Annotated in this window: 20 protein-coding genes; 10 read left to right on the plus strand and 10 right to left on the minus strand. The window is 52.1% G+C overall.

Going from position 1 to position 24,972, the window contains the following annotated elements; all coding sequences use genetic code 11:
- Nucleotides 1-131: 131 nt before the first annotated feature.
- Entirely contained in the window at nucleotides 132-1,586 is a 1,455-nt protein-coding gene (locus JOD55_RS00665) for a peptidase U32 family protein (protein ID WP_204397713.1), read from the minus strand.
- 258 nt (nucleotides 1,587-1,844) lie between these two features.
- Here JOD55_RS00665 and JOD55_RS00670 point away from each other — a divergent pair, with 258 nt between their 5' ends.
- The 3 genes from JOD55_RS00670 to JOD55_RS00680 all read left to right on the plus strand — a co-directional run bounded on the left by JOD55_RS00670 (nucleotide 1,845) and on the right by JOD55_RS00680 (nucleotide 5,318).
- On the plus strand, nucleotides 1,845-2,957 hold the full coding sequence (locus JOD55_RS00670) for an ATP-binding protein (RefSeq protein ID WP_204397716.1): 1,113 nt from the start codon (nucleotides 1,845-1,847) through the stop codon (nucleotides 2,955-2,957).
- Complete coding sequence (locus JOD55_RS00675) at nucleotides 2,954-4,675, plus strand: aminotransferase class V-fold PLP-dependent enzyme (protein ID WP_204397718.1); 1,722 nt, start codon at nucleotides 2,954-2,956, stop codon at nucleotides 4,673-4,675. Before JOD55_RS00670 ends, JOD55_RS00675 begins: the two co-directional genes overlap by 4 nt.
- A 187-nt stretch (nucleotides 4,676-4,862) precedes the next feature.
- On the plus strand, nucleotides 4,863-5,318 hold the full coding sequence (locus JOD55_RS00680) for a carboxymuconolactone decarboxylase family protein (protein ID WP_204397720.1): 456 nt from the start codon (nucleotides 4,863-4,865) through the stop codon (nucleotides 5,316-5,318).
- A gap of 72 nt (nucleotides 5,319-5,390) precedes the next feature.
- On the opposite strand, the gene JOD55_RS00685 is transcribed toward JOD55_RS00680, so the two are convergent.
- Nucleotides 5,391-6,698, minus strand: a complete 1,308-nt coding sequence (locus JOD55_RS00685) for an MFS transporter (protein ID WP_204397722.1) — start codon at nucleotides 6,696-6,698, stop codon at nucleotides 5,391-5,393.
- Between the two features lie 407 nt (nucleotides 6,699-7,105).
- Between JOD55_RS00685 and JOD55_RS00690 the strand changes: the two genes are divergently transcribed.
- The 7 genes from JOD55_RS00690 (at nucleotide 7,106) to JOD55_RS09275 (ending at nucleotide 15,116) form a co-directional block, all read left to right on the plus strand.
- Entirely contained in the window at nucleotides 7,106-8,266 is a 1,161-nt protein-coding gene (locus JOD55_RS00690) for an ABC transporter substrate-binding protein (protein ID WP_204397724.1), read from the plus strand.
- Nucleotides 8,263-9,333, plus strand: coding sequence for a FecCD family ABC transporter permease (locus tag JOD55_RS00695; protein ID WP_204397726.1), 1,071 nt, complete (start codon nucleotides 8,263-8,265; stop codon nucleotides 9,331-9,333). Before JOD55_RS00690 ends, JOD55_RS00695 begins: the two co-directional genes overlap by 4 nt.
- On the plus strand, nucleotides 9,330-10,091 hold the full coding sequence (locus JOD55_RS00700; RefSeq protein WP_204397728.1) for an ABC transporter ATP-binding protein: 762 nt from the start codon (nucleotides 9,330-9,332) through the stop codon (nucleotides 10,089-10,091). Before JOD55_RS00695 ends, JOD55_RS00700 begins: the two co-directional genes overlap by 4 nt.
- Before the next feature lie 73 nt (nucleotides 10,092-10,164).
- Nucleotides 10,165-11,196: an ABC transporter substrate-binding protein gene (locus tag JOD55_RS00705; protein WP_204397730.1), complete on the plus strand. Its 1,032-nt coding sequence runs from the start codon at nucleotides 10,165-10,167 to the stop codon at nucleotides 11,194-11,196.
- An 18-nt stretch (nucleotides 11,197-11,214) separates the two neighbouring features.
- Complete coding sequence (locus JOD55_RS00710) at nucleotides 11,215-12,204, plus strand: FecCD family ABC transporter permease (protein ID WP_204397732.1); 990 nt, start codon at nucleotides 11,215-11,217, stop codon at nucleotides 12,202-12,204.
- The gene (locus tag JOD55_RS00715; RefSeq protein ID WP_204397734.1) at nucleotides 12,201-13,250 is read left to right on the plus strand and encodes a FecCD family ABC transporter permease; all 1,050 of its coding nucleotides are present in this window, start codon (nucleotides 12,201-12,203) and stop codon (nucleotides 13,248-13,250) included. The genes JOD55_RS00710 and JOD55_RS00715 overlap by 4 nt, the downstream gene beginning before the upstream one ends.
- Nucleotides 13,251-13,265: 15 nt before the next feature.
- A complete protein-coding gene (locus JOD55_RS09275; protein ID WP_204397744.1) occupies nucleotides 13,266-15,116 on the plus strand; it encodes an ATP-binding cassette domain-containing protein in 1,851 nt (616 codons plus the stop codon).
- Between the two features lie 53 nt (nucleotides 15,117-15,169).
- Here the strand turns inward: JOD55_RS09275 and JOD55_RS00725 are convergent, their stop codons facing one another.
- The 8 genes from JOD55_RS00725 to JOD55_RS00760 all read right to left on the minus strand — a co-directional run bounded on the left by JOD55_RS00725 (nucleotide 15,170) and on the right by JOD55_RS00760 (nucleotide 24,968).
- On the minus strand, nucleotides 15,170-15,853 hold the full coding sequence (locus JOD55_RS00725; protein ID WP_204397746.1) for a response regulator transcription factor: 684 nt from the start codon (nucleotides 15,851-15,853) through the stop codon (nucleotides 15,170-15,172).
- The gene (locus JOD55_RS00730) at nucleotides 15,831-18,584 is read right to left on the minus strand and encodes an ATP-binding protein (protein ID WP_204397748.1); all 2,754 of its coding nucleotides are present in this window, start codon (nucleotides 18,582-18,584) and stop codon (nucleotides 15,831-15,833) included. The genes JOD55_RS00725 and JOD55_RS00730 overlap by 23 nt, the downstream gene beginning before the upstream one ends.
- A gap of 68 nt (nucleotides 18,585-18,652) precedes the next feature.
- The gene (locus JOD55_RS00735; protein ID WP_204397750.1) at nucleotides 18,653-19,255 is read right to left on the minus strand and encodes a potassium-transporting ATPase subunit C; all 603 of its coding nucleotides are present in this window, start codon (nucleotides 19,253-19,255) and stop codon (nucleotides 18,653-18,655) included.
- Nucleotides 19,256-19,327: 72 nt separating this feature from the next.
- Complete coding sequence (gene kdpB, locus JOD55_RS00740; protein ID WP_204397752.1) at nucleotides 19,328-21,577, minus strand: potassium-transporting ATPase subunit KdpB; 2,250 nt, start codon at nucleotides 21,575-21,577, stop codon at nucleotides 19,328-19,330.
- The gene (kdpA, locus tag JOD55_RS00745; RefSeq protein ID WP_204397754.1) at nucleotides 21,574-23,217 is read right to left on the minus strand and encodes a potassium-transporting ATPase subunit KdpA; all 1,644 of its coding nucleotides are present in this window, start codon (nucleotides 23,215-23,217) and stop codon (nucleotides 21,574-21,576) included. The genes kdpB and kdpA overlap by 4 nt, the downstream gene beginning before the upstream one ends.
- Complete coding sequence (gene kdpF / locus JOD55_RS00750) at nucleotides 23,214-23,303, minus strand: K(+)-transporting ATPase subunit F (RefSeq protein WP_204397756.1); 90 nt, start codon at nucleotides 23,301-23,303, stop codon at nucleotides 23,214-23,216. Before kdpF ends, kdpA begins: the two co-directional genes overlap by 4 nt.
- Entirely contained in the window at nucleotides 23,303-23,548 is a 246-nt protein-coding gene (locus JOD55_RS00755) for a hypothetical protein (RefSeq protein ID WP_204397758.1), read from the minus strand. The genes kdpF and JOD55_RS00755 overlap by 1 nt, the downstream gene beginning before the upstream one ends.
- Nucleotides 23,549-23,711: 163 nt before the next feature.
- Nucleotides 23,712-24,968, minus strand: coding sequence for an Nramp family divalent metal transporter (locus JOD55_RS00760; RefSeq protein ID WP_204397760.1), 1,257 nt, complete (start codon nucleotides 24,966-24,968; stop codon nucleotides 23,712-23,714).
- Nucleotides 24,969-24,972 lie beyond the last annotated feature (4 nt).

Here is a 24,972-nt window from a genome sequence, read left to right on the forward strand (position 1 = left end):
TTTTCAGTGCGAGTATCTGATTTATTTAGTTTATCTACCACTGGTAAATATTTTTAGTTAGGCATGCCCGACTCAAGGCTTGTAAATATGCTAAAGAATGAACTTCTTAAAGTATTTCTCTAGAAAAGGGATCACCGCATCCGCGCGCGGATCATCGACCCGGCCGGGATCGCGTCGTCGCATGGAATCGAAAACTCATGCGCTGGGTGATTAATTTCCGCTACCGCGTGCCCACGTTCGTCTTGCAACCCCTGTTCAGGTACTACGTAGACGACGGGCGCGTGGTTCGGGAACAAAAATTCAATTTCCATACCGGGCGCGATCTTGTTTTTCGCATAGATACGCAGACGACGTTCAGTTGCGTCGTAACCAACCACGTTTCCAAGCCAACGCCACGTGTTGATATACCCACCGGACACAATGTTCTCACTAGCAGGGCTTTCGGGGTAATAGAAACCCGTGCAGTATTCACGGTGCGTAACTTTTTCCGGTTCCTCAAGCAACCACTGTGGGAATTCGACCTTTGGCAAGGCACTTTGCAAAGAAACTGCACCTTGTGGACGCAACGTGGCTCCGGCGTCGTCTACCGCATCCGCGCCACCGATACTATCTGTGCCACCCATGCTATCCGTCTCAAGCGCTCGTTCCGCGCGCGCCGCTAAGGAAGCCTCGAGAACTTCGCGGCTATCAAAAGGCTTCAGCACATTGCCGTCACTATCCTCGTAACCACGCTGCACCATATACTCATTAACAGCGCATTTATACGCATTGGCCATCGCTGCAACATAATAGGCACCTTTAGCACGACCCTCAATCTTTAAGCTGGTCACGCCAGCGTCAAGCACGTCGTCCACATGCGCGAGCAGATTCATGTCTTGGGAATTGAACAAGAACGTGCCCTGATCGGTGATTTCAACCGGGATGAATTGCCCTGGTCGCTTCTCCTCAACCACGTGATATTTCCAGCGGCAAGACTGCGCGCAGTCGCCATGATTCGCATCGCGCCCGGTTGTGTGCTGCGAAATCAAACAGCGTCCAGAGAACGCCATACACATTGAACCGTGCACAAACGCTTCAATTTCCAGCTCAGGTGAAACGTTGGCACGAATATCGCGGATAGCAGCCAAATCGAGTTCACGCGCCAAAACCACACGTGAAGCTCCAAGCTGCGCGAGTGCATTGGCTGCTTGAAAGTTCGTTACGCCGGCTTGCGTGGAAATATGAATTTCGGTGTTCGGCGCCACCTGTCGCGCCGCCATGAGCACGCCGATGTCTGAGACGATGAGGGCGTCGACGCCGATTTCGCCGAGTTGCGCCATATAGGCATTCATATCCGCAACTTCGCTGCTAGTTGGCAAAATGTTGCAGGTCACGAAAAGGCGCGCCCCACGTTCATGTGCATATTTCACGCCTTCGTCAAAGTCCTCGAGCGTGAGGTTTTTCGGCGCCGTGCGCATACCAAAGGCTTGGCCACCGCAATAGACGGCATCGGCACCGTAATCAATAGCGGTCTTCAAAGTGTCGAGATTACCCGCAGGAGCAAGTACTTCGGGTTTTTGACGTCGAGTTATCGGTGGAAAATTCATGAACACGTAGTCCAGTCTAAGGGGTGTGCGGTGGATACCTCGAAGTAAGAATAGCTACTCTCGTCACAGCGACCATGCTGACTTTACAGTGGTCACACTTTCCGCTTTTAACCGTTCCTAACCATTCCTAACCGCTTTTAACCGTTCCTAACCGTTCCTAACCACTTTTAACCACTTTTAACCAAACATGTGCGATACTTACAGTAAGAGGCAAGACATTTTATAGAACAACATCTACAACGATTAGGAGCTTTAGCTGTGGAAGAATTTCCCAACCCGTTCACACCAAGTTTTGGGCAGACTCCTGATCACCTAGCTGGCCGCACCTACCTGATGCAACAAATTGACCGGGCGTTTAGTTCAAACTCCCGTCACCCAGAACTTACTGCAATATATTCGGGCGCTCGCGGCACTGGAAAAACTACTCTCTTATCGGAAACAGCCCGAATTGCTACTGAACACGGATGGATAACAGCAAGCACGACCGCCTTGCCCGGAATGCTTGACGATATCGAATTAATTGCAAAACGCCAAGCAAATGACCTAATTTCCGACACTAAAACTACAGCACGCATCAAAAAGCTCGGTATCCCCAAACTCGTCGAAGTCGAATTCGATAACGAGCAAACGCCGCTTTCAAACTGGCGAAGCAGGATGACTCAGTTACTCGATGCTCTCGAACAGTTTAGCTCCGGGCTGCTCATCACTGTTGACGAAATCGATCCAACTCTCGACGAGATGATCGAGCTCGCGGCAGTGTATCAACATTTCGTGCGCGAGAATCGGCAAGTAGCACTGATCATGGCAGGTCTACCACAAGCAGTTTCCCAGCTACTTAGCAGTAAATCAGCCTCATTCGTACGCCGTGCCAATATCCATAAATTAGGAAACATCGCAGACTTCGATGTGCGTTTAACTCTTCTCAAAACAATTAACGACGGCGGACGTACCATATCCGACGAAGCTCTCACCTGCGCTGTTTCTAATATCGGCGGCTTCGCCTACCTCCTCCAACTAGTCGGTTTTCGGGCGTGGGATATCGCCCCCACCCAAGTAGAAATTACCTTGGAAGATGTTCAGCAAGGCGTGAGAATTGCTCAAATAGAAATGGAAGACCGGATTCTACGCACTACATACAACGAACTCTCACCAAGCGATATTAAGTTCCTCGAAGCGATGTTGCCTGATGCCAACGAAAGCGCAATTTCCGACATAACCACACGGCTAAACTGGTCAAGCGCCCAAGTGGGAAAGTATCGTCGGCGCCTTATCGACGCAGGCATTATCGGCGAACGACGTCGCGGTGTCGTTGGTTGGGATCTACCATTCTTCCAAAACTTTATTGAATCAATGACACAAGGAATCTCATGAACAACCAAAAGCTCACGCAGCACTCCTCCCCAATCCGAGTTTCGTCTATCGACGCATTGCTGCTCAATATTCGCAGGTCAGTGATTGGCGACGGCGAACCAATCGAAAGCCCCTACGGCGTGCGTCCGCTTATCTACGCCGACTACACAGCCTCTGGCCGCAGCCTCACGTTCATTGAAGATTTCATCAAGGATCACGTACTCCCCTGGTACGCCAATACGCACACAGAAACCTCCAGCACAGGCGCACAAACCATGCAGTTCCGTGAGGACTCGCGCAACATCATTGCTGCCGCGCTAGGTGCCGGCTCCGACGTCAACGTTATTTTCACCGGCGCAGGCGCCACCGCCGCAATCGACAAACTCATTGGCATTCTGGGGCTGCGTATCCCCAGCGTATTGGAGGACCGATACCAGCTTTCGCAACATATTCCCGACGCCGATCGCCCGGTTGTGTTTGTTGGTCCTTACGAACACCATTCCAACGAACTGCCCTGGCGCGAATCGATCGCCGACGTCGTCGCCATTCGTGAAGATTGTGCTGGGCGAATCGATCTTGACCATCTGCGCGAAGAACTCGAACGATACGCAGATAGGGAGCTGAAAATCGGCTCGTTCTCGGCGGCGTCGAACGTTTCTGGAATACTCAGCGACGTACACGCAATCGCTGAGCTGCTCCACGAACACGAAGCGCTCGCATTTTTTGATTATGCTGCTTGTGCGCCTTATATCAGCTTGGATATGAACGCCTCACCGCAGCGCCCGCTTGCCTATGCTGATGCGATTTTCTTTAGCCCGCACAAATTCGTGGGTGGACCAGGTACGCCTGGTGTGCTGGCAGTTCGAAGTGCGCTCGTCAAAAATCGCGTACCCGTTGTGCCTGGTGGCGGCACGGTAGCCTATGTTGGTCCGGATGATCACGATTACCTCACCAATATTATCCACCGCGAGGAGGCGGGGACTCCTGCGATCGTCGAATCGATCCGGGCAGGACTCGTCATGCAGCTCAAGCAGGCAGTAGGTGTGGCCAAAATCCACCAGCGAGAACAGGGCTTTCTCCAGCGCGCTTTAGAAGTGTGGAACAAGGAACCCGGCATTTGTATCCTTGGCCCGCTCGACGTGCCGCGTCTGCCTATTATTTCATTCGTAGCTCGCGATCCTCAGGGCAATGCGCTTCACCACGGCTTCACAGTTGCGCTGCTCAACGACCTATTCGGCATTCAAGCACGAGGTGGTTGCTCGTGTGCCGGGCCGTATGGCCACCGACTCCTCGGGATTGACGCTTCACTCACGCCTCGCTTTGAAGAACTTATTACGGCTGGGTTTGAGGGCATCAAACCGGGCTGGGCTCGCCTTGGTTTCAACTATTTTATTGACGAGGCGACGGCCGATTTCATTATTGAAGCGGTGCGTATGGTGGGCGAGCACGGCTGGCGACTACTGCCCGAGTATCGTTTCGATCCTACAACGGGTATCTGGCGCCATCGCCGCATTAGTGAAGATCATTCGCTTCACCTGAATCAGCTCGCTTACGATCGCAATGGCGATTTAGTGTTTCCGCAGCGTCCGCGTCCAGTCACGCCTACTATGGATCAGATTCTTAACGACGCGCAGCACGTGTTCGCCAATGGCGTCACGAGTATTTCCGACGACGGCGTCGTCAACGAAGCTTTCGATGCTTTGCGTACGTTTGTGCTTCCGTCTGCCTGTTTGGACTAATCGACTTTACCAGAGATAACTTTCAAACTGATTCAAATACTTGGATAAGCTTGCAGCACATCCAGCAAATATTCAGGAACGTCGATAATGATGGATACGTCCGATTCGATATATATGAACCTTATCGGCGTATATAATACATGTTCCATACAGAATTAAGACGACGAAGAAAGGATTAAGTGTTTTTATGAAACTCTATCTTGATAAAACTTTTCCACAGATTTACGAAGCATTAAACAACGTTTCTGAGATATCAAAACAGGTGAGCAATGAGGTAGGCCTAGATCCGACTACAGTCGAATTGGCATTGATTCGGTCAAGCCAGCTCAATCAGTGCGCCACTTGCTTATCTGTGCATATTCCACGGGCACTTCAAGCCGGTCTACCTCAACAGAAAATCGATCTTCTTCCTGCGTGGCGTGAAGCTCGAGACACTTACTCCGAGGAGGAGCGCGCCGCTATCGAACTGGCTGAAACCATCACCTTACTTCCAGCCGGAGAAAAGAATAGCAAGGCAGCAAAGCGAGCAGCTGAAGTGTTTTCCCGCGAACAAGTAGCCGCTTTGGAATGGTCGATTATCCTGATCAACACCTATAACCGGGTGTCGATTATGTCTGAGCATCCTGTGCGCAAAGCCAGATAATCAAAAACCAACACAGTAACGACTCATGCGCGTGTTTAACGGCGATAGCTGTTAAACACGCGCATGCCGATTCTAAGCTGCCAAAGTCGGCGTCTTTACCACTCGCTTATTCAGCCACACAAGCAGGCCTGCAGCTATTGCACCAACTGCGCTCACTGCGGCCATCAGCATAAATATCTGAGTGAACGCTTTTGCCGGTTCAGTTTCATGAGCGTCAAGTATCCACCCATTGATAGTCATCGCCCATAAAATGCACGCAAAACCGAGGAACGAGTTGACGGCCATTGCCGATCCCACTTGGTAAGTGGGAAGATGAAGCTCTGCCACAGGAGCTTGCTGGATTCCGGCGCCCATAATCACCACAAATGTGAGTGCCACGATTCCGATTACTGCACCACCCAGCCAGGCAGAGTTTTTAGGCAAGACCGCCAAATAAATCATGATCACTGTGGCAGAAAGCGAAACGATGAGCAACGTCTTTGCTGCAGATTTTACGATCTTATCCGAGATCAAGCCGCCAATAATTCCACCAGCTACGCCGAACACGATTGTGCTAACTACTGAGAACCACGAAGCTTCCTCCTCACTCATCCCGTACACCCGCGTGAGATACGGCTCAGTGTAGAAAAGCGTCATATATGCCCAGTACACGCACATGCCGCAGATTCCGGCACTCCATACTCGCGCAATTTTGAGCGTATCCACTAACGCGAGAAAAGCTTGTTTCGCACCCACGTGCACGGCGTCGTAATCATCTGGCACGTGACCCTCAACGCGTGGATCGCCTGGAACGAATCGATAAATGAACACAATCATTGGGATCGTGAGCAGCGCATACACAATCATTCCGGCTTTAAATACGAGCATCGACCCACCGGCAAGCGTCAAAACTCCGATGAGAATACCATTGAGCACGGCTTCTCCTCCGGCACGAAGCGCAGCGAGGGTGCCAAGCCCTACGCCCTTGTTGGCTCGTCCCGAGTAGAGTGCCACTCCTTTGACTACGGCCGGCCAAAAAATAGCATCGAGCATTCCCCACGTGAACGTCACGAACATCAAAACGCCAAAAGATGGGCGCACCAGAATAATAAATAGCGAACTGAACAGGCGATACACCAAACCACCGATCAGCACCACGCGCACATTGAATCGGTTATTTACCCAGCCCCCAGGAATGTAGAAAAACATTGCCACGCCGAGCATAGTGAAGAGCAGGCCAAATTGCGTATCACTTAAACCGTAATAGGAAATGAGCTTGTCGTAGAACGGGATTTTGAGCGATTCGAACGCCGAATACACTAGTTGACCTGAGAAAACGATGGTGAAGAATGCCGAAACTTGCTCTCTAGTTTCGAAACCGTTCTTCTGTAGGATACTCACGTAGCCACCTCTTGCTGTGTTTTGACGCAAGGAGTTTCCCCTGCGTCTTGTATGGAACGACGCCGATGGGTGCGTCTTTCCGTCGTGGCGGCCGGATTTCGACGCCGGTCACCACAGGCGAGACTACCGCGTTGCGGAACGGAATGTTAGGACAAAACTCCGCTATATCAACTTTGAGTGGCGATGCATTTCACGGCTATCTGGCAATAATTCTGCCCTGCTGGTTTTTTTCTGTGAGCAAATCATCTCACCAGAATTTCGCAAGCTATTCCTTGCATAATTCGGTGCGCTGCGGATTTATACACACCTTTCCACTTGAGCCCGCGTTTCAACATTGATACCTTAGGTAAGCCTTACCTTAAGCCAGGTAGGTATTTGTACGTCAAAGCATTCCGGAAAGGACCCTTATGCGGCCCCTCACAAAGCTCATAGCGCTGTGCGCCACTGCCGCCATCTCGTTGGCAGCATGCTCAGGAGCTTCACAATCGTCAGACTCCCAGAAACAAGACTCTGCTAGCCTCGTACTCAACGACGCCGCCGGACGCACAGTTAAGCTCGACAAACAACCTCAACGCATCATCCTCGGCGAATCGCGCCAAGCCTATTCTCTTTTGTTCCTCAATAAAGACAACCCCACCCAAAAAGTCGTGGCATGGGGTACCGACATGAAGCGAGCCGCACCCGATGTGTGGGACAAGCTCCTCGAAAAATTCCCGAAGGCGAAAGACATTCCTACCATTGGTAGCGTATACACGAACGACCTATCTATCGAAGGCCTCGTCGCCCACAATCCCGATATTTTCCTTATCACGCTCGACGCCTACGAAGCCGCCCAAAAGTCTGGCCTAACCGAAAAGCTTGACTCTTCAGGAATCAAATATGCTGTAACCGATTTCCGATACAAGCCACTGGAAAACACCACCCGCACAGTCACCCTGCTCGGCAAAATCTTTGGATACGAAGAAAAAGCCGAAGAATTCAACAAATATTACCAAGAGCAGGTAGAACCTGTGCTCAAAAAGGGCTCGGAACTCAAAAATAAGCCAACGTCATTCCTCTGGCGCGCACCGAGCATTTCCCCATGCTGCAACACATACTCCACCTCCAACTTCGGTGCTATGCTCACCGCCGTCGGAACCAAAAACATCTCCGACGATCTTCTCCCAGGTCAAGAGGGTGCACTCACCGCAGAGCAAATCATCACCTCCCAACCAAACATGATCGTTGCAACGGGCGGCGAATGGGGTCACCAAAAGCCAAAAGACGACAAGGTCAAATTCCTACATCTTGGCTACAACGCCGATCCTGACTCAGCTCGCAATTCGCTCCTCGCTTTGCGATCACAGCCAGGTTTCGATCATCTCAAAGCCTACGACGACGGTCGCGTTCACGGCGTCTACCACCAGTTCTACGATGCTCCCTACAATTTCGTGGCAATCCAGGCATTTGCAAAATGGGCACATCCACAAGAATTTGCAGACCTAGATCCAGAAGCCAATTGGAAATCATTCCATGACCGCTTCATGCCTTGGCCAGTATCAGGAACTTTCATCACCTCAATCAAATGACCAAAAATATCGCCAGTACATCTGAAAGCCGCCACGCCCTGTTGGCGTGGCGGCGCCGGCGCCAACGCCGCATCATAATCATTGCAATTCTTGCAACAATTGCCCTCATATCATTCTTTATCTCGCTCATGCTCGGCCCACTTAATCTCAGCGTGAGCGAAGTTTTCCGTGCCCTCACAGATCCCAATGCCCCAGCCGAACATCGCACAGTAGTGGTCAACCTCCGGCTTCCATCTGCCCTCTTAGCATTTTTAGTTGGAGCAGCACTGAGCATTGCCGGACTCGAAATGCAAACAATTCTAGACAACCCTCTCGCCGAACCTTTCACACTTGGCGTATCTGCCGCAGCCGCATTCGGCGCCGCCCTAGCAATTGTGGGAAACCTCAGCTTCGCAGGCCAGTGGACTATCACCGCCAGCGCCGGCCTTATGGCTCTACTGGCTGCTTGTATCATTGCGGCAGTGTCGGCGGGCCGCGGCGGATCTGCCGAAACCATGGTTCTACTTGGTATCGCACTCGTCTTTGGATTCCAGGCTCTCCTAGCACTCATGCAATATCGAGCAAGCTCTGAATCTCTCACCCAGATCGTATTCTGGACGCTCGGTTCGCTCACCCGCGCAACCTGGGCCTCCGTCGTCGTCATGGGAATTTTACTGGTGATCTCGATACCGATCTTCCGCGTGCTCGGCTGGAGCCTCACAGCTCTTCGCCTCGGCGAAAGCCAAGCTCAGGCCTTTGGAGTGAAAGTGGGGAACCTGCGCATCGGCGTACTTATGATCTCGTCGATCCTCGCTGCCGCAGCAGTATCTTTCGTTGGAATTATCGGATTCATCGGACTAGTGGGACCACACGTTGCCCGCATCTTAGTAGGCGACGATCAGCGCTTCGTGCTTCCTGCGTCTGTTCTATCTGGCGCAGCACTACTTTCCAGCGCACATGCACTAAGCCAAATCCTCGTTCCAGGCGTATCACTACCGGTCGGAATCGTAACTGCCCTGGTTGGAGTGCCAGTATTCCTCACGATCATTCTCGGTAAGAAACGTACAGCTTTTGGGGGAATCCGATGAATAAATCTATTTCCATCTCCAATCTGTGCAGCTCATACCGCAAGCAGCAAGTGTTAAATGGGATCGATCTGCCAGAGCTGAAATCGATGGTGGGACTGATCGGCCCAAACGGCTCTGGAAAGTCCACGCTCGTCAAGGCAATTGCTGGAATACAGCCGCACACTGGCATGATCACATTCCACGGCGAGAAAACGGACGCATCGCAGCTAAGCGCGCCGCGGCGTCTGGGGTATCTCCCGCAAGGCATTCCCAACGGCGTATCACTCACTGTGCTCGAATCGGTGATGGTGGCGGCGCGACGAACCGGCGGGTTGCGTTTGAATGCTGGAGATATTGACGACGCCGTTCGCGTACTTTCCGATGTAGGTATCGCTCATCTCGCAGATCGTTACCTCGGTGAGTTATCCGGCGGCCAACGTCAGCTCGTGGGTCTTGCCCAACTGCTCGTCCGAGAACCAGACATCATGCTGCTTGACGAGCCAACTTCGGCTTTGGATCTTCAACATCAATTAGACGTATTGCGAATCGTTAAACGCAACGTGCAAAAGCAATCCGGTACGGCGCTCGTCATCTTGCACGATCTCAACCTCGCCGCAGCTTTCTGCGATGAAATCGTGCTCTTAGAAAATGGGCGCGTTGCAGGGCGCGGAACGCCAGAAGAGGTTCTCAACCCCCAATTGCTTGCCAAGGTTTACCACGTTGAGACGACGATTATCCGGCAAAACGACCATGTGGTGGTATGCCCGGTGATCGCTTGAGTTTGCGTCCACTGCGTGATGCCGTCGCTTATCAAATAACCCCAAAATTCATTAACTAAACTGAAGGAAAAGTATGAAGAAATTCAATCGATTGACAGCTGCCGCATGTGCAGCTCTCGCATCTGTGCTGCTGATCAGTGGTTGCGGAACCTCGACACCCGCTAGCAAAAACACCACGAGTTCATCGGAATCTCCAGTCGAAATCAAACACGAATACGGCACTACTACAATAAAGAATGTTCCCCAGCGTATCGCAACGGTATCGTGGATTAATACCGATACCGTCCTGGCATTCGACACCGTGCCCGTCGGTGTTCCCGCAGTCGACTGGGGTGGAAATAAGAACAAATCTACCGATTGGATCGATGCAAAGCTCAAAGAACTGAATGCGCAATGGGGTAGCGATAAAGCACCCAAACAGTATTCGGAAGTAGATGGAGTCAATTATGAGGCCATCGCGCAGGTCAAGCCAGATCTGATTGTTGCAGCGTACTCAGGCATTTCCAAGGAGCAGTACGATAAGCTGGCACAAATTGCCCCAGTCATTGGCCCAATCGCGCCCAATTACACCACCACATGGCAAGAGGCGACTAAAGCCGTAGGTAAAGCCCTGCGCCAGGACGAAAAAGCCGAAAAAATGATCGCTAGCCTAGAAACGCAGCTGAAAGATGTTGGTAAGAAAAACAATTTCCAAGGCGTTAGCTTTATAGCGGGAAACCTCAATCCAGCTACCAATAACATCAGCGTATACACCGGCGCAGATACGCGCGGTCATTTCTTTGCCTCGATTGGACTCACTGAAGCACCGATCGTCGCTAACAACACCGTAAAAGGTAAATTCTTCTTCGAATGGTCGCCCGAACGATCCGATGAACTCAAATCAGATATCTTCTACTCCTGGATCTCAAAAGACACCAAAATTTCAGATATCGAAGCTCACCCACTTTTTGGCCAGATTCCAGCTGTTAAGAATCATCAACTCGTAGTCACTAACGATGATCACACCACACTTTCGATCTCAGCTGCTTCGATTCTCAGCCTGCCGTGGGCGATCGATAATTTCGTGCCAAATGTAGTGAAAGCAGTCAAGAACGTTCGCAATTAACGAGTAGGCATTCGGCATATGCGTTGGCATATTATCACCTGCACCACACTGCTTCTTGGTGCATGTATCCTTTCAGTGGCTGTTGGTGCACGCCCTATTTCCATAGAAACACTATGGCATTCTTGGATTGACCCCTCGCAGGTTCCTGGCCCAGATCTGGCTGTTATTCACTCGCGCTTAGCGCGTACTTTAACAGGTCTCTTGGTAGGAATCGCATTAGCGTTATCTGGTGCCGTAATGCAAGGAATGACTCGTAATCCACTAGCCGATCCAGGTCTGCTTGGTCTTAATGCAGGTGCTGCCAGTGCGGTGGTGCTGAGCATTTACCTTTTCGGAACCGGATCTGTACTTGGTTACGCAAGCTGCGCCTTCATTGGCGCAGCTTGCGCCGCTGCTCTCGTATATACCATTGCCTCACTTGGAAAGACTGGAGCTACGCCGGTTCGCTTAGCACTTGCTGGAGCAGCTCTCACCGCCGGGCTAAGTTCTATAACCAGCGCTATTTTACTGATCGATCAACAGGCAGTAAATCAGTTTCGGATGTGGCAGATGGGCGTATTAGGTGCTCGCACCGTATATGAAACGCTCATCATTGCACCTTTTATCGGATTAGGTGCACTCGTCGTCATAGCGTTTGCAGCAAGATTGCTTAATATTCTCGTTTTAGGAGATGCTACTGCTACTAGCCTTGGAATTAATGTGAATAAGGCTAGGATGTTCTTGGCGATAACTGTTGTGCTCCTTGCTGGAGCTGCCACTGCACTCGCTGGACCGATAGGTTTCTTAGGGCTCATTGTGCCACACACCGCACGCCTGCTTATTGGCGGCGACTATAAACAGATCCTCGCTTTAAGCCTCATCCTCGGACCACTAATCCTCATCGGCGCTGATGTCATTGGCAGAATTATCCTACCGCCTACTGAGATACAAGCGGGCGTCATGACGGCTTTCCTTGGAGCGCCGGTGTTTATTGCGCTAGTGCGCACCAGAAAGCAGGTGCAACTATGAGCTCAGAAAATGCGAATACTATTCACCGCAAGTCTTTGCTTCATTCACAGAAACTACGCATCGCACTCGTATTATGTGCGATCAGCACATCAGTTATTCTCGTTTTCGCACTGCGAGTAATGCTTGGTGATCCCTTGGTACGCACTGGCGATCTTGCTCTGCTCTTGCAGGGCGAGGACGTACCTCACCTCCACTTCATCGTGTTCAACCATCGCCTTCCAGCAGCAACCGTTGGTGTTCTTGCCGGCATTTCATTCGGTATTTCGGGTGCAATATTTCAGACTCTATTGCGCAATCCTTTGGCATCTCCCGACGTCATCGGCGTAAGTTTTGGCGCATCAGCCGCAACAGTACTCGCCATGACGATATTCGCAATTCAAGGATTAGCTCTTTTCGGCATTTCGATCGCTGGGGCGCTGATAACAACCACACTTGTTTTGGGTATTTCACGTGGTCAAGGTGGGCGTTTCATACTCATAGGTATTGGTGTTGCAGCGGCGTTACAGGCCACCATCACCTTTGTGTTGAGTCGGGCTGACGTCCGCATCGCCCAAGACGCTCTTCACTGGATGGTTGGTTCGCTAAATACTTCCACGTGGGAACGGGCAGTTATTCTCAGCAGTTGCCTGATATTCTTGCTGTGCCTCGTGGCTCTTTTCGCTTCACGTCTGAGCATTTTAGAGCTGGGAGACGACGTCGCCACCTCACTTGGCGTACGCGCGGTGAAGTCTCGTATTGTTTTGATTGTGCTGGCAGTTGTTATCAACGCAGTAGCAGTTGCGGTGACTGGACCTATTTCATTCATCGCGTTCCTCAGCGGTCCGATTGCACGTTTTTTGCTCTCAAGAGCGTTCCGTAAACGTTGCCCTCTTGGTGCTTTCTTATGGGCTAGCAGCGCTATCGGTGCATTATTGGTGCTCTGCGCAGATTTAGCTGCGCATACTTTAATACCTGTGTCAGTTCCAGCAGGTATTGTGACTGGATTTATTGGGGCACCTTTCCTGCTTGTTCTCCTAGTTAAAAGCCCACAACTTCGCAATGAATAATAATGAGGTATTTTCGTGAATCTACTCCAAAGCATTCGCAACAATTGGTCTATACCAGCACATTCACGCTCCGACGTTTCTCGGAGCGCAGGAACATCACATTCTCCCGTGACGCTCGAAGCTCACAATCTTGAGCTTGGATACACCGACACCCCAATTATCCAAGACGTCAGTTTTACTGTACCTCCTGGAAAAATCACGATTATCGTGGGTGCGAACGGATCTGGAAAATCCACTCTTTTACGTGGACTTTCGCGACTACTCATCCCCCGTCGTGGCGAAGTACTGCTCAATGGCAAAAACATTCACCGGGAAAGTCCTAAATCCGTGGCACGAAAAATCGCATTGTTGCCCCAACACCCCATTGCACCAGATGGTATATCTGTTCGCGATCTCGTAACGCGAGGACGCTTCCCTCACCAAGGCATATTCGCTATCTCAAACCAAGAGGATCGAAACGCCGTCGACCACGCGATGTCCGCTACCGGCATCTTTGATTTAGCTGATCGTGATGTGCAAGAACTCTCAGGCGGGCAGCGTCAACGCGCTTGGATTGCTATGGCTCTCGCACAGGAAAGCGAAGTTCTGCTGCTTGATGAACCAACCACGTATCTCGATCTCACACATCAACTGGACGTGCTCGACGTCGTCACGAAACTCAACCGCGAGCGCGGTACGACTGTGGTGATCGTACTTCACGATCTCAATTTAGCCGCGAGGTATGCCGATCACTTAGTGGCAATCAAAAATGGGCAAATTCATGCACAAGGCGCACCCCAAACGGTGGTGAATTCAGAACTGATGCGTGAGGTTTTCGATCTCGATGCCACAATAATTCCCGATCCACATACCGCAACGCCGCTCGTGGTTCCTCAACCTAAACGGTTGGCACTCGACGTGGCACCAACTTTAGCTTTCTCAGTCAAGGTTGCCAAGAAAACTCAACTTTCGCCCAATTTTATGCGTATCACCTTCGAGGGTGAAGAATTAGTAAATTTTGGCACTAACTCACATCCACTTGACCTACGCATCAAAATCGTTGTTCCAGGCGCAGTCGATCATCTACAGCTATTGCGCCCAACGGCATCGCTCAGCTCCACTAATCTACAATCGTGGTATAAGGATTGGCTAAAAATTCCCCAATCTGAGCGTGGGGTGCTTCGCACGTATACCGTGCGCGATTTTCGTTCCTCTCAAAATGACGAGGTTGATGGTTCTTGTGGCACACATTCGCATGCGCGCGTTCCTGAATTAGATATAGATTTTGTGGTGCATGAGGGCGGTCAAGCAGCCCAGTGGGCTAGAGATGCACAACTTGGAGATTCAGTAGTGATTTTAGGCCCCAATAATAAACTCACTACTGACGATTATGGCGGAATTGAATTTCGCCCAGGTTTAGCTCGCCATATCTTCCTTGCAGGAGATTCAACTGCACTACCTGCGATATCATCGATTTTAGAGTCGCTTGACTCAAGTTACTTCGGCCATGCTTTCATCAAAGTTGGGCACGAACGTGATGCACTTGCAATACATTCAGAATCAAATGTGCAGATAAAGTGGCTCGTTGGCGAGGATCCCAACCTACTTCTCAATGCAATTCGCGATGTTAGTCACGAGGTCTTGCCCGATATTCACACTGCCACATCGTGCAAATCCAATTTTCAAGAACTAACAGACGTAGATGTAGATACAACTATTCTCTGGGAGACCGTTCCGGCTGGGGAAACGCCGTTCTATGCGTGGCTCGCTGGTGAAGCCGGTGAGATTAAAGAGCTGCGCCGTTATTTAGTACAAGAAAGAGGAATAGACCGAAAGAATATTGCATTTATGGGCTATTGGCGGCGCGGCCGCGCTGAAGCCTCCTAAACCTTGGAACGCTGCTACATACGCCAGCACCTATATGAGCTGCAGTTTTAGGCTCACAAGACAAATCGATACCCAATCCCAGCCTCGGTAATAAAATATTGGGGCTGGGATGGATCTTTTTCAGTGCGCGCCCGAATTTGGGAGAGAAAGACGCGCAGATAATTCGTCTCTTTCTCGTAAGCATCTCCCCACACGGCCTTCAATAATTCTAATTGCGGCACTAGGCGGTCGTGGCGATGAGCGAGATAGGAGACGATTTTCCATTGCGTGGGAGTCAGTTTCACCAGTTTTCCATCAACACGCAATGTAGCTGCCGGAATATTGATTTCTATCCATCCGTCGCGCGTCACAATAACCGGCGTCTCCTCACCGGCCGGATGTACGCGCCGCAATGCAGCTCGAATGCGAGCAAGCAGCTCGCCGGCATCAAATGGTTTGGTCACGAAATCGTCTGCGCCCTCGTCGAGTGCATTAATTCTCGCTTCAATTTCATGGCGTGCCGAAACCACCACAACAGGCATTTCACTCCATGTACGCACAGTGCGCAGCACGTCTAAACCGCTAATATCAGGCAAACCCAAATCCAGTAGCACCAATTGCGGACTCGCCGCCGAGGCCAACTTGATCGCCTCAGCTCCCTGCCGCGCATACACCACCTCATAACCGTGCGAATGTAAAATCACGCCCAGCGTCGAGGCGAGCTGCACGTCGTCTTCAACAACCAATATTTTTACCATGCTCATTTTCCTTAGCTGCCTTGAATCCCGTATCTTTCGCCACCCTGAGACTCAACACAAAAGTGGCGCCACCACACGGCGTCTCCTCAATTGTGAGGTCGCCGCCCATCTCCTGCGCAAAACCGTGGGCAACAGCTAATCCCAGCCCGAGTCCAGCTTGCCGGTCAGAAATATTATGGAACGGAGTGAAAAGGTCATCCCATTTCTCCCGCGGTATTCCTGGCCCGTGATCCACGATCCGCACTTCCACGGTATCCCAGACAGCACCAGCCACTATACGAATTCGCGAATCTGGCGCGTGACGCCGGCAGTTATTTACCAGATTCGCCAAAACTCGCTGTATCAGACCCGGATCCCCTTCCACCAAAGGGAGGTCTTCAGGGAGGTCGACGTCGATCCAGGCAGCAGCGTCGTTAAGCTCGCGTAGCATTGCGTCAACGACGTCGCCAACGTCGATGGCCACCCGATGTATCCGCACCGCATTTGAATTTAGCCTGCTCATATCAAGCAAATTTCCAACAACAATATCGAGGTTATCGGTCGATGCGCACAGGCTCTCGATCAATTCGCGCTGATCTTCATTCGACAACTGAATATCGTCCAGTGCCAATGTTGATGCGGCGGCTTTAATAGCAGCTAGCGGTGTGCGCAAATCGTGTGAAACTGCCGCTAATACAGCACTTCCCACCCGGTTACCTGCCTCAAGGGCAGCTGTTGCTCTGCGCATTGCATCAATTTCTTGCCGGTCGAGAATAATCACAATGCGCGGCCCGTGAGCTTCAATAATTTCGATGTCCTCAGCGGTAAGTGCTCTGCCCTGCGTCACAAATCGCATCGTATCGTCGATGGTAATTTTTGTTTGAGATGCCGATGCTTCAGACACTATTGGCTTCTCGAGAGCCGTCTCCTGCTCTGGATTGGACGAAGAATCTACCCCACAGTTTTGGCTGCCAATTCGAGCACGATTACTCGACGCAACGGTTATCCAGCGGTTATAGCGCTTGTCATAGCGTTGTAGATCAACCGCTTCAAGGGTGAACGTTTCCCGCAAGCGTTCCAATAAGCCACGCAGATCATCACCACCCGAGATAACACCTGAGGCGAGGTCTGCTAGCAAAGTGGCGCGACGCTGCGCTCGCGCCGCGAGCGCAGCGCGCCGATCTGCAATATCAACAACCCACGCCACCGCCGAAGCAATCACGAAAAAGAGCACAATCTGAGCAATATTCACCGGTTCAGTGATAGTTAGGGTGTGTACAGGCGGGGTATAAAACCAGTTCACGAGAAAGGAAACCAGCAGCACAGACACTATCCCTGGCCATAAACCACCCAGCAGTGTTGTAAAAACAACCACGGTCAAATTACTGAGTAATATCGTGCTCAAGTATTCTTCTGAGGGGTTCCACAGTGAAACAAGTCCCGCTAGCACTACTGGTCCCACTACTGCTACCAGCCAACTCATCGCTCGGCGCAATGTTGACCTCGTGTAACGCTGCTCAATGAGCTTTTCCCTTGTTGATCGATGCGCAGGTTCTGCCGAAACGATGTGCACATCGATGCCTTTTGCGGCTTTGATCAGCCTTTTTGAGGTCAAACCGCCAACGAAGCCCACCGCGCGTCGCGAAAGACCAACCACGAGTTGTGAGGCATTAACGCTGCGTGCGAAATCAACGAGAGTTGCGGCGACGTCGTCTCCCACGATCAGCCGCCACTGCGCTCCTAAAGACTCCGTAAGCTCTTGCAGCCTTTCCAAATGGTCGCTATTCGCAAGGCGAATCCCGTCTCCGCTGGCCACATGCACCACGATCATCTCCCCTTCAGGAATACGACCAATAATGCGCGCCCCACGGCGAATGAGTGTCTCATCTCCTGGCAATCCACGAACGGCCACGATGAGACGCTCGCGAGCAGGCCAATTGTCGGTGATCTCTTTTGCCGCCCGATATTTGGCAAGCCCTTCATCGACGCGATCTGCCAGCCACAGTAACGCAAGTTCGCGCAGTGCAGAGAGGTTTCCGAGCCGAAAATAATTTGAAAGCGCTGCTTCGATTTGCTCCGCGCGATAGATATCGCCTTTTGAAAGACGAATCCGCAGCGCATCCGGGGTGAGGTCAATCAATTCGATCTCGTCTGCATTGCGTAACACGTGGTCAGGCACGGTCTCGCGTTGGCGGGTACCAGTTACGGCAGCGACGACGTCGTTCAGCGATTCGATGTGCTGCACGTTCAGCGTGGAGACGACGTCGATACCGGCATCGAGCAGGCGTTCGACGTCGTGCCACCGCTTTGTTTGAGTAGCTTCTGTGGCGGGACTTGGCGCGCTCGCCGTCGTCGTGGGATCTGGCGCAACCGCGCTCGCCGTCGTCGCGCTCGTGCTCTTACTCATGCTCGTGTTCGTGACCGCAGCCGTCGTCGTCTTTGGTGCCTTTGGCGAAACTACTACCGTATGCGCCAGCTCGTCGACCAAAACCACTTCGGGAGCAGCTGCTATACACGCATCGACGTCTAGCTCACCGAAGGTGGATTGCCCAATGCGTATTTCTTTGCGGGGCATCACCGTTAGGCCGTCGATGAGCGCTTTCGTATGGGGGCGGCCATGATCTTCGACGACGCCCACAATCACTTTCGTGCCGCGAGCCGATACTTCGTGTGCTTCGCGAAGCATGGTGTACGTCTTTCCAACTCCCGGAGCGAATCCGAGATAGACCTTGAGCCGCCCGCGTTCTACCATGCGCTACTTCTTTCGCATAAAAATGCATACTCCAGACAAATCGCTCGTACAACGACCACGGTTTTACCCTACTCCTTGCCACTTCCAGCCACCATATCCAAGGCGTAATTCAAAGTCGTCACATTGACGATCTGCCCGTCTGCGTACCCATTAAATACCCGCTCTACCTGGCTATTTACAATCTGTTCGAGTTTTTCGCGAGTCATTTTGCGCTCAAGCGCCACCCGAGCTACCTGTAAGCGCGCATAGTTGAGCGAAATATGCGGGTCGAGACCAGAGCCCGACGCCGTCACCGCATCTACCGGAACGCTTTCTTCTCGAACCTGCTCACGTTGCGCAATATCTCGACGCCGTTGCGCCAGCATATCGCGCAGCTCGGTACTCCCCGGGGAAAGATTCGAGGACCCCGATTGCATCGGATCCCATCCATCACCGGCATGCGACGGGCGATAGTAGAAGTACCCAGGCTTCGACACCGGCTGAGCGAGCAATGTCGATCCAACGACCTGCGCGTCTGCATTGCGCGTCAAGAGCGAACCTTGCGCCTTATCTGCAAAAACCTGCGCCACCCCCACAAATACCAGTGGATATATCACACCCAGCAACACTGTAAAGGCGATAAACATTTTCGTGGCAGTGAGCGCCACACGCTTCATTCTACTGAGCGACATCACGCCCTCCTTCACTAATCACAGATCCGCGGCCACGGATCACTAAACCCCAATGCACGAACTCGTCCATCGCTAAATCCCAAGCCCAACGCCGACCACCAGATCGATAATTTTGATTCCAATAAACGGAGCCACAAGGCCACCCAATCCAAATATGGCCAAATTACGAGCTAAAAGATTTGCAGCCGAACCGGGACGATACTTCACACCGCGCAAAGAAAGCGGTATCAACGCCACAATAATCAGCGCATTAAATATCACGGCAGAAAGAATTGCCGATTCTGAGCTGTGCAAATGCATCACATTCAGAATCTCCAGACCCGGAAAAGCAGCCACAAACATCGCCGGAATAATCGCAAAATATTTGGCAACGTCATTCGCGATAGAGAAAGTGGTGAGCGCTCCACGCGTAATGAGGAGCTGCTTTCCAATATGAACAATATCGATCAGTTTGGTGGGATCAGAGTCAAGATCAACCATATTCCCAGCTTCTTTCGCGGCCGACGTGCCGGTATTCATCGCCACTCCCACATCTGCTTGGGCAAGCGCAGGAGCGTCGTTGGTTCCGTCGCCAGTCATCGCAACCATGTGCCCACCAGCTTGTTCGCGCTTAATGAGAGCCATTTTGTCGTCCGGAGTAGCCTCGGCGAGCACGTCGTCGACGCCGGCCTCACGAGCTATCGCCCGCGCCGTCAGTTCGTTATCGCCCGTGATCATCACAGTACGAATACCCATTGTGCGCAGCTGCGCGAAACGCTCAGCAACGCCGTCTTTGACGATGTCTTTCAAATGCACAATCCCCAGCATTCGGGCGACGACGATATCAGGCAATTCGCCAGAGCCACACGTTTCGCTATTGGGCTGTTTCGTTTCAATCTCTGCTACGCCTAGTGCAGTTCCGCCGCTACGACTTATGCTCTCAACTAATTCTTCGCACTGCTCAGGCACAGCGTTACCACTGCGGGCAACAAGAGCGAGAATCTCTTTTGCTGCGCCTTTAACTATGCCCGTTGCTGTGTCTTGCTTGCCTGCACCTACAGTAGCGTCGCTGTTGTTGGTGTTCTCTTGATTAGTGCCAACATGAGCGCCGAGACTTGCATCGCCACTTGCATCGAAACTTGCGCAAAAACCGGAACTCGTATCGAAGAGTACGCCACTCATCCTCGTCTTTGCAGTAAACGGGATAAATCGAGCAAAACGGTAGTCTCTATCATGCAGTTCAGGTGCTCCCAATTCTCGGGCTAACTTCATAATTGAACGCCCCTCAGGAGTTTCATCAGCTGCCGAAGCAAGCTGGCAAGCGCGTGCCAAATCTGCTTGCACAATGCCAGGAGCAGGCTCAAAAGCTACCGCCTGCCTGTCGCCAACAGTGATAGTGCCCGTTTTATCCAGCAGCAATGTGGAGACGTCGCCCGCCGCTTCAACGGCGCGTCCAGACATTGCCAACACATTATGCTGCACCAAACGATCCATACCAGCGATACCGATGGCCGAAAGTAACGCGCCAATCGTCGTCGGAATCAAACAGATCAACAGCGCAACGTAGACGATCGGCGTCAAACGCACCCCGGCGAACGCCGCAGCTGGCCCTAAACCAATAACTACCACCAGAAATATCAACGAAAGCACGATCAGCAAAATCGACAACGCCATTTCGTTGGGTGTTTTCTTCCGAGAAGCACCCTCAACTAAAGCAATCATTCGATCAATGAAGCTCTCACCTGGTTTGCTGCTCACACGCACGGCTATTTGATCCGAGAGCACGCGAGTTCCACCAGTGACGGCGCAACGGTCACCGCCCGCTTCCCGGATAACCGGCGCAGATTCCCCAGTAACCGCAGATTCATCTACACTCGCAGCCCCGAAAATGACGTCGCCATCAGCAGGAATTTGCTCGCCGGCGCTCACGAGCACGACGTCGCCCACCCGCAAATCTTCGGAGGGGAAAGGCTCGGTGCAAAAATTTTCCACATCCGTCGTTGCTTGCGCATTCACCACACGGTTGGCAATAAGGCTGGTGCGCGTCGCCCGCAAGGAAGCAGCCTGCGCTTTTCCACGACCTTCCGCAATAGCTTCGGCCAAAGTAGCGAAAAACGCTGTAAACCACAGCCACGCCGTAATCGACCACGAGAACACCGAGGGATGCAATATCGCTAATACCAGCGTAAATGCTGCTCCTACTTCCACTAAAAACATGACCGGGGTGTAGATAAGCGCACGCGGATCAAGTTTGCGCACTGCCATAGGAATCGCTTCCCACGCCTGCCTGGCAAGTGCGGATTTTTTGCCGTTTTTCTGGTTCGTCGAATTTGAATTGTTCATAGTACAGCCTCCGCAATTGGGCCGAGCACAAGGGTGGGGAGGAAAGTTAATGCGCCAACTATCAGACAAATTCCTACCACTACCGCAATGAATAAAGGTCGATGAGTTGGCAGTGTGCCAGCAGTTTCGGGAATTGCGTTGGCGCGTGAAAATCTTCCGGCCAGCGCAAGCGCGAAGACGATTGGCAAAAAACGCCCCAAAAACATCGCCACTGCCAGCGAAATCGTGAGCCAAGGAGCGTCGGCATGGATGCCAGCAAAAGCTGAACCGTTATTATTCGAGGCGCTCGTAAAGGCATAGACGAGTTCCGTGAAACCGTGCGGGCCGCCAGTAGACAGCGCTTGGCGTATCCCAGGAATTACCGTCGATACACCCACCCCGGCGATCACCAAAACTGGCATAACCAGGATAAATAGCGACACCAAGGTGATCTCCGGAACTTGAATCCGCTTGCCCAAAAATTCTGGCGTTCGCCCAACCATCAGACCCGCAATAAACACTGATAACACGAACATGATCAGCATCGTGTAGATGCCCGTACCCACGCCACCAGGCGAAAGCTCGCCCAGCATCATATTCAACGTGAGCATTGCTCCCCCGATGGGCGAATAACTCGAGTGGGCAGAGTCGATCGCGCCTGTAGAAGTGCTGGTTGTGGCCACGGCAAAGAGCGACGACGGTGCCACACCGAAACGCAGTTCCTTCCCTTCAAGTCCACCACCAGCGGATATACCGATATGAGCTTCGGCGTAATTCACCACCGCAAGCGAAATCGCAAAAATGCTGGCCATTACTCCTAAGACGGCGGTACCCTGCGCTTTGTGTTTCACCATCACTCCGAAAGTGCGCGTGAGGCATACCGGTATCACCAGAATCAGGAATATCTCCATAATATTGGTGTACTCAGTGGGGTTTTCAAAAGGATGCGCTGAGTTGGCATTGAAAAATCCTCCACCATTAGTGCCCAGCTCTTTAATTGCCTCTTGGCTGGCTACCGGGCCACCCGGCAACAACTGCGAAGTTCCACTTGAGAAAGAGTGATACGACGCTGGCGCATGCAGGTTTTGCACCACACCTTGGCTGATCAAGAACACAGTGGCGAGAGCTGCCAGTGGAAGCAACACACGAATCACGCACCGGGTGAGATCTACCCAAAAGTTGCCGATATGGCCACTCCCGCGGGTATCAGCCAAGGCACGAATCAGGGAAACCGCAACGCAAATGCCCACTCCAGCCGAGAGAAAGTTTTGTACTGCCAAGCCGAACATTTGCGAGAAGAGGGTCATCGCCGTCTCCCCGGAATAAGTTTGCCAGTTCGTATTGGTCACAAACGACACAGCCGTGTTCCACGCTTGGTCTGGTCGCATTGGTGGGACGTCAAAATGCCAGGGTAAGAATATTTGAAGCCGAATTATGAGGTATAAAGCGACGATGCAAACTATTGAAAATGCCACGACCGACTGGGCATAGCTGCGCCATCCCACGCTTTGCTGCGCGTTTATTCCGATAAGCCGGTAGAACACTTGCTCGATTCGCCAGTGTTTTTCGCTGGTGAACACACGCGCCATGTAATTTCCCAAGGGCACGTATACGGCAGCGAGCATTGCAAATACGATCACGTAAGGTATGTATCCGCTCATGAGAATCGCTCCGGATCAAATAGTGCGACCAAGAGGTAGATGACTGCGCCAACTCCAAGCACGAGCGCTGCTATTGATTCCCACATCAGCGCCTCCCCGAGTTCGTTCCGGTTGGTTTTTCACCGGGCTGAGTAGGCTGGGTAGGCTGTGCGGGTAATGCAGATCGTGCAGGTGAAGCAGATTGCGTGCACTGCACGGGTGAAGCCGATTGTGCGGATTGTGCAGAGTGCACCGCCTGTGTGGGCGATTCCGTATATAGCGAATAAATAATGGGCATGAGCACGCCACCGAGGGCGAGCGTCACGATCAACAAAAGTACATCGTAGATCATGATTTCATTACAACGCCGCTGCTAGCAGTACGAAATCAATCTTGACGCACTCTTAACGCGGTGTCTGACAGATCTCATTGCGGCAGGCACACATCTTTACCGTGATCCACAGGTGCATATTTTTACGGTGATTCAACCGATTTACTGTGATTTAGCCAAATCTTCACTGCAGCGTGAGCACTACTAACCACAAGTTGAGCGCCACGATCAGCAGCGAAACGACCACCATCAGTGAGCCGATCACACCGCCGTCGCGCCACTTTCCCATCACTTTCTCACTGCGCGTGAGCAGCGTGAGCGGAATGATCGCCATCGGTATTCCAAACGAGAGCACTACCTGTGAGATCACGAGCGCCCAAGTAGGTTCGGCGCCCATAGCGAGAATAATAATGGCTGGAATGATCGTCACTATTCTGCGCACATAGAGCGGCACTTGGAATTTGAGAAGCCCGCGCATAATTTCCGAGCCTGCATAAGCACCTACTGATGTGGAAGCGAGACTAGAAGCGAGGAGACCAAGTGCGAAAAGGAAGCCAATTCCTGTGCCGAAAGTTGATGAAACCGCAGCATGCGCACCCTCGATAGTGTCGGTTCCGTCCGCTCCGCGCAGTGCCGACGCAGCCAGCAGTAGCAACCCGATATTCACTACGCCTGCGAGCGCGAGGGCGCCTACTACGTCCACTTTGGAAGCGTGCAACAGCCGCCGAATTCTCGATTCGCTGTGTTCATTTCCGTAACGGTCGCCCACGAGCGAGGAATGGAGGTAGATCGCGTGCGGCATAACGGTTGCACCAAGCATCGAGGCCGCTACCAGCACCGATTCTTGGCCTTGAAAATTGGGGATAAGCCCACGAGCCACGTCATGTGCAGCCGGCGGGCTTACAAATAGCCCTGAAAGGAAGCCGACGGCGATGATTGTAAGAAACACAATCACTGCGTTTTCGAAGATTTTTTGACCGCGGCGATCTTTGAGTACGAGAAACAGCATTGACGCAGCGCCTACGATCACGCCTCCCCACACGAGTGGGAGGTCAAATAGCAGATGAAGAGCTATCGCGCCGCCGATTACTTCTGCCAAATCGGTTGCGCCAGCCACGATTTCTGCCTGCAACCAGTACAGACGACGCGCGGTCGGGCGCAAGGTATCGCCTAAGTATTCCGGTATCGATTTTCCGGTTACGATTCCGAGCTTCGCCGATTGATACTGGATCAGTACCGCCATTGCCGACGCCGCTACCAACACCCACGTCAGGAGGTATCCGTACGTTGATCCCGCAGTGATATTAGCAGCTACGTTACCTGGGTCAACGTAGGCAACTGCTGCCACAAATGCTGGACCAAGCAATCCGATGATTCGGTTGGACTTCTGCTTCGTAGCGGGAGGTAGAGGCGTTTCACAAGGAGGGGTCGAGACCGGCATATTC

The sequence above is a fragment of the Arcanobacterium pluranimalium genome (genome assembly GCF_016907845.1).
GTDB classification, from domain to species: domain Bacteria; phylum Actinomycetota; class Actinomycetes; order Actinomycetales; family Actinomycetaceae; genus Arcanobacterium_A; species Arcanobacterium_A pluranimalium.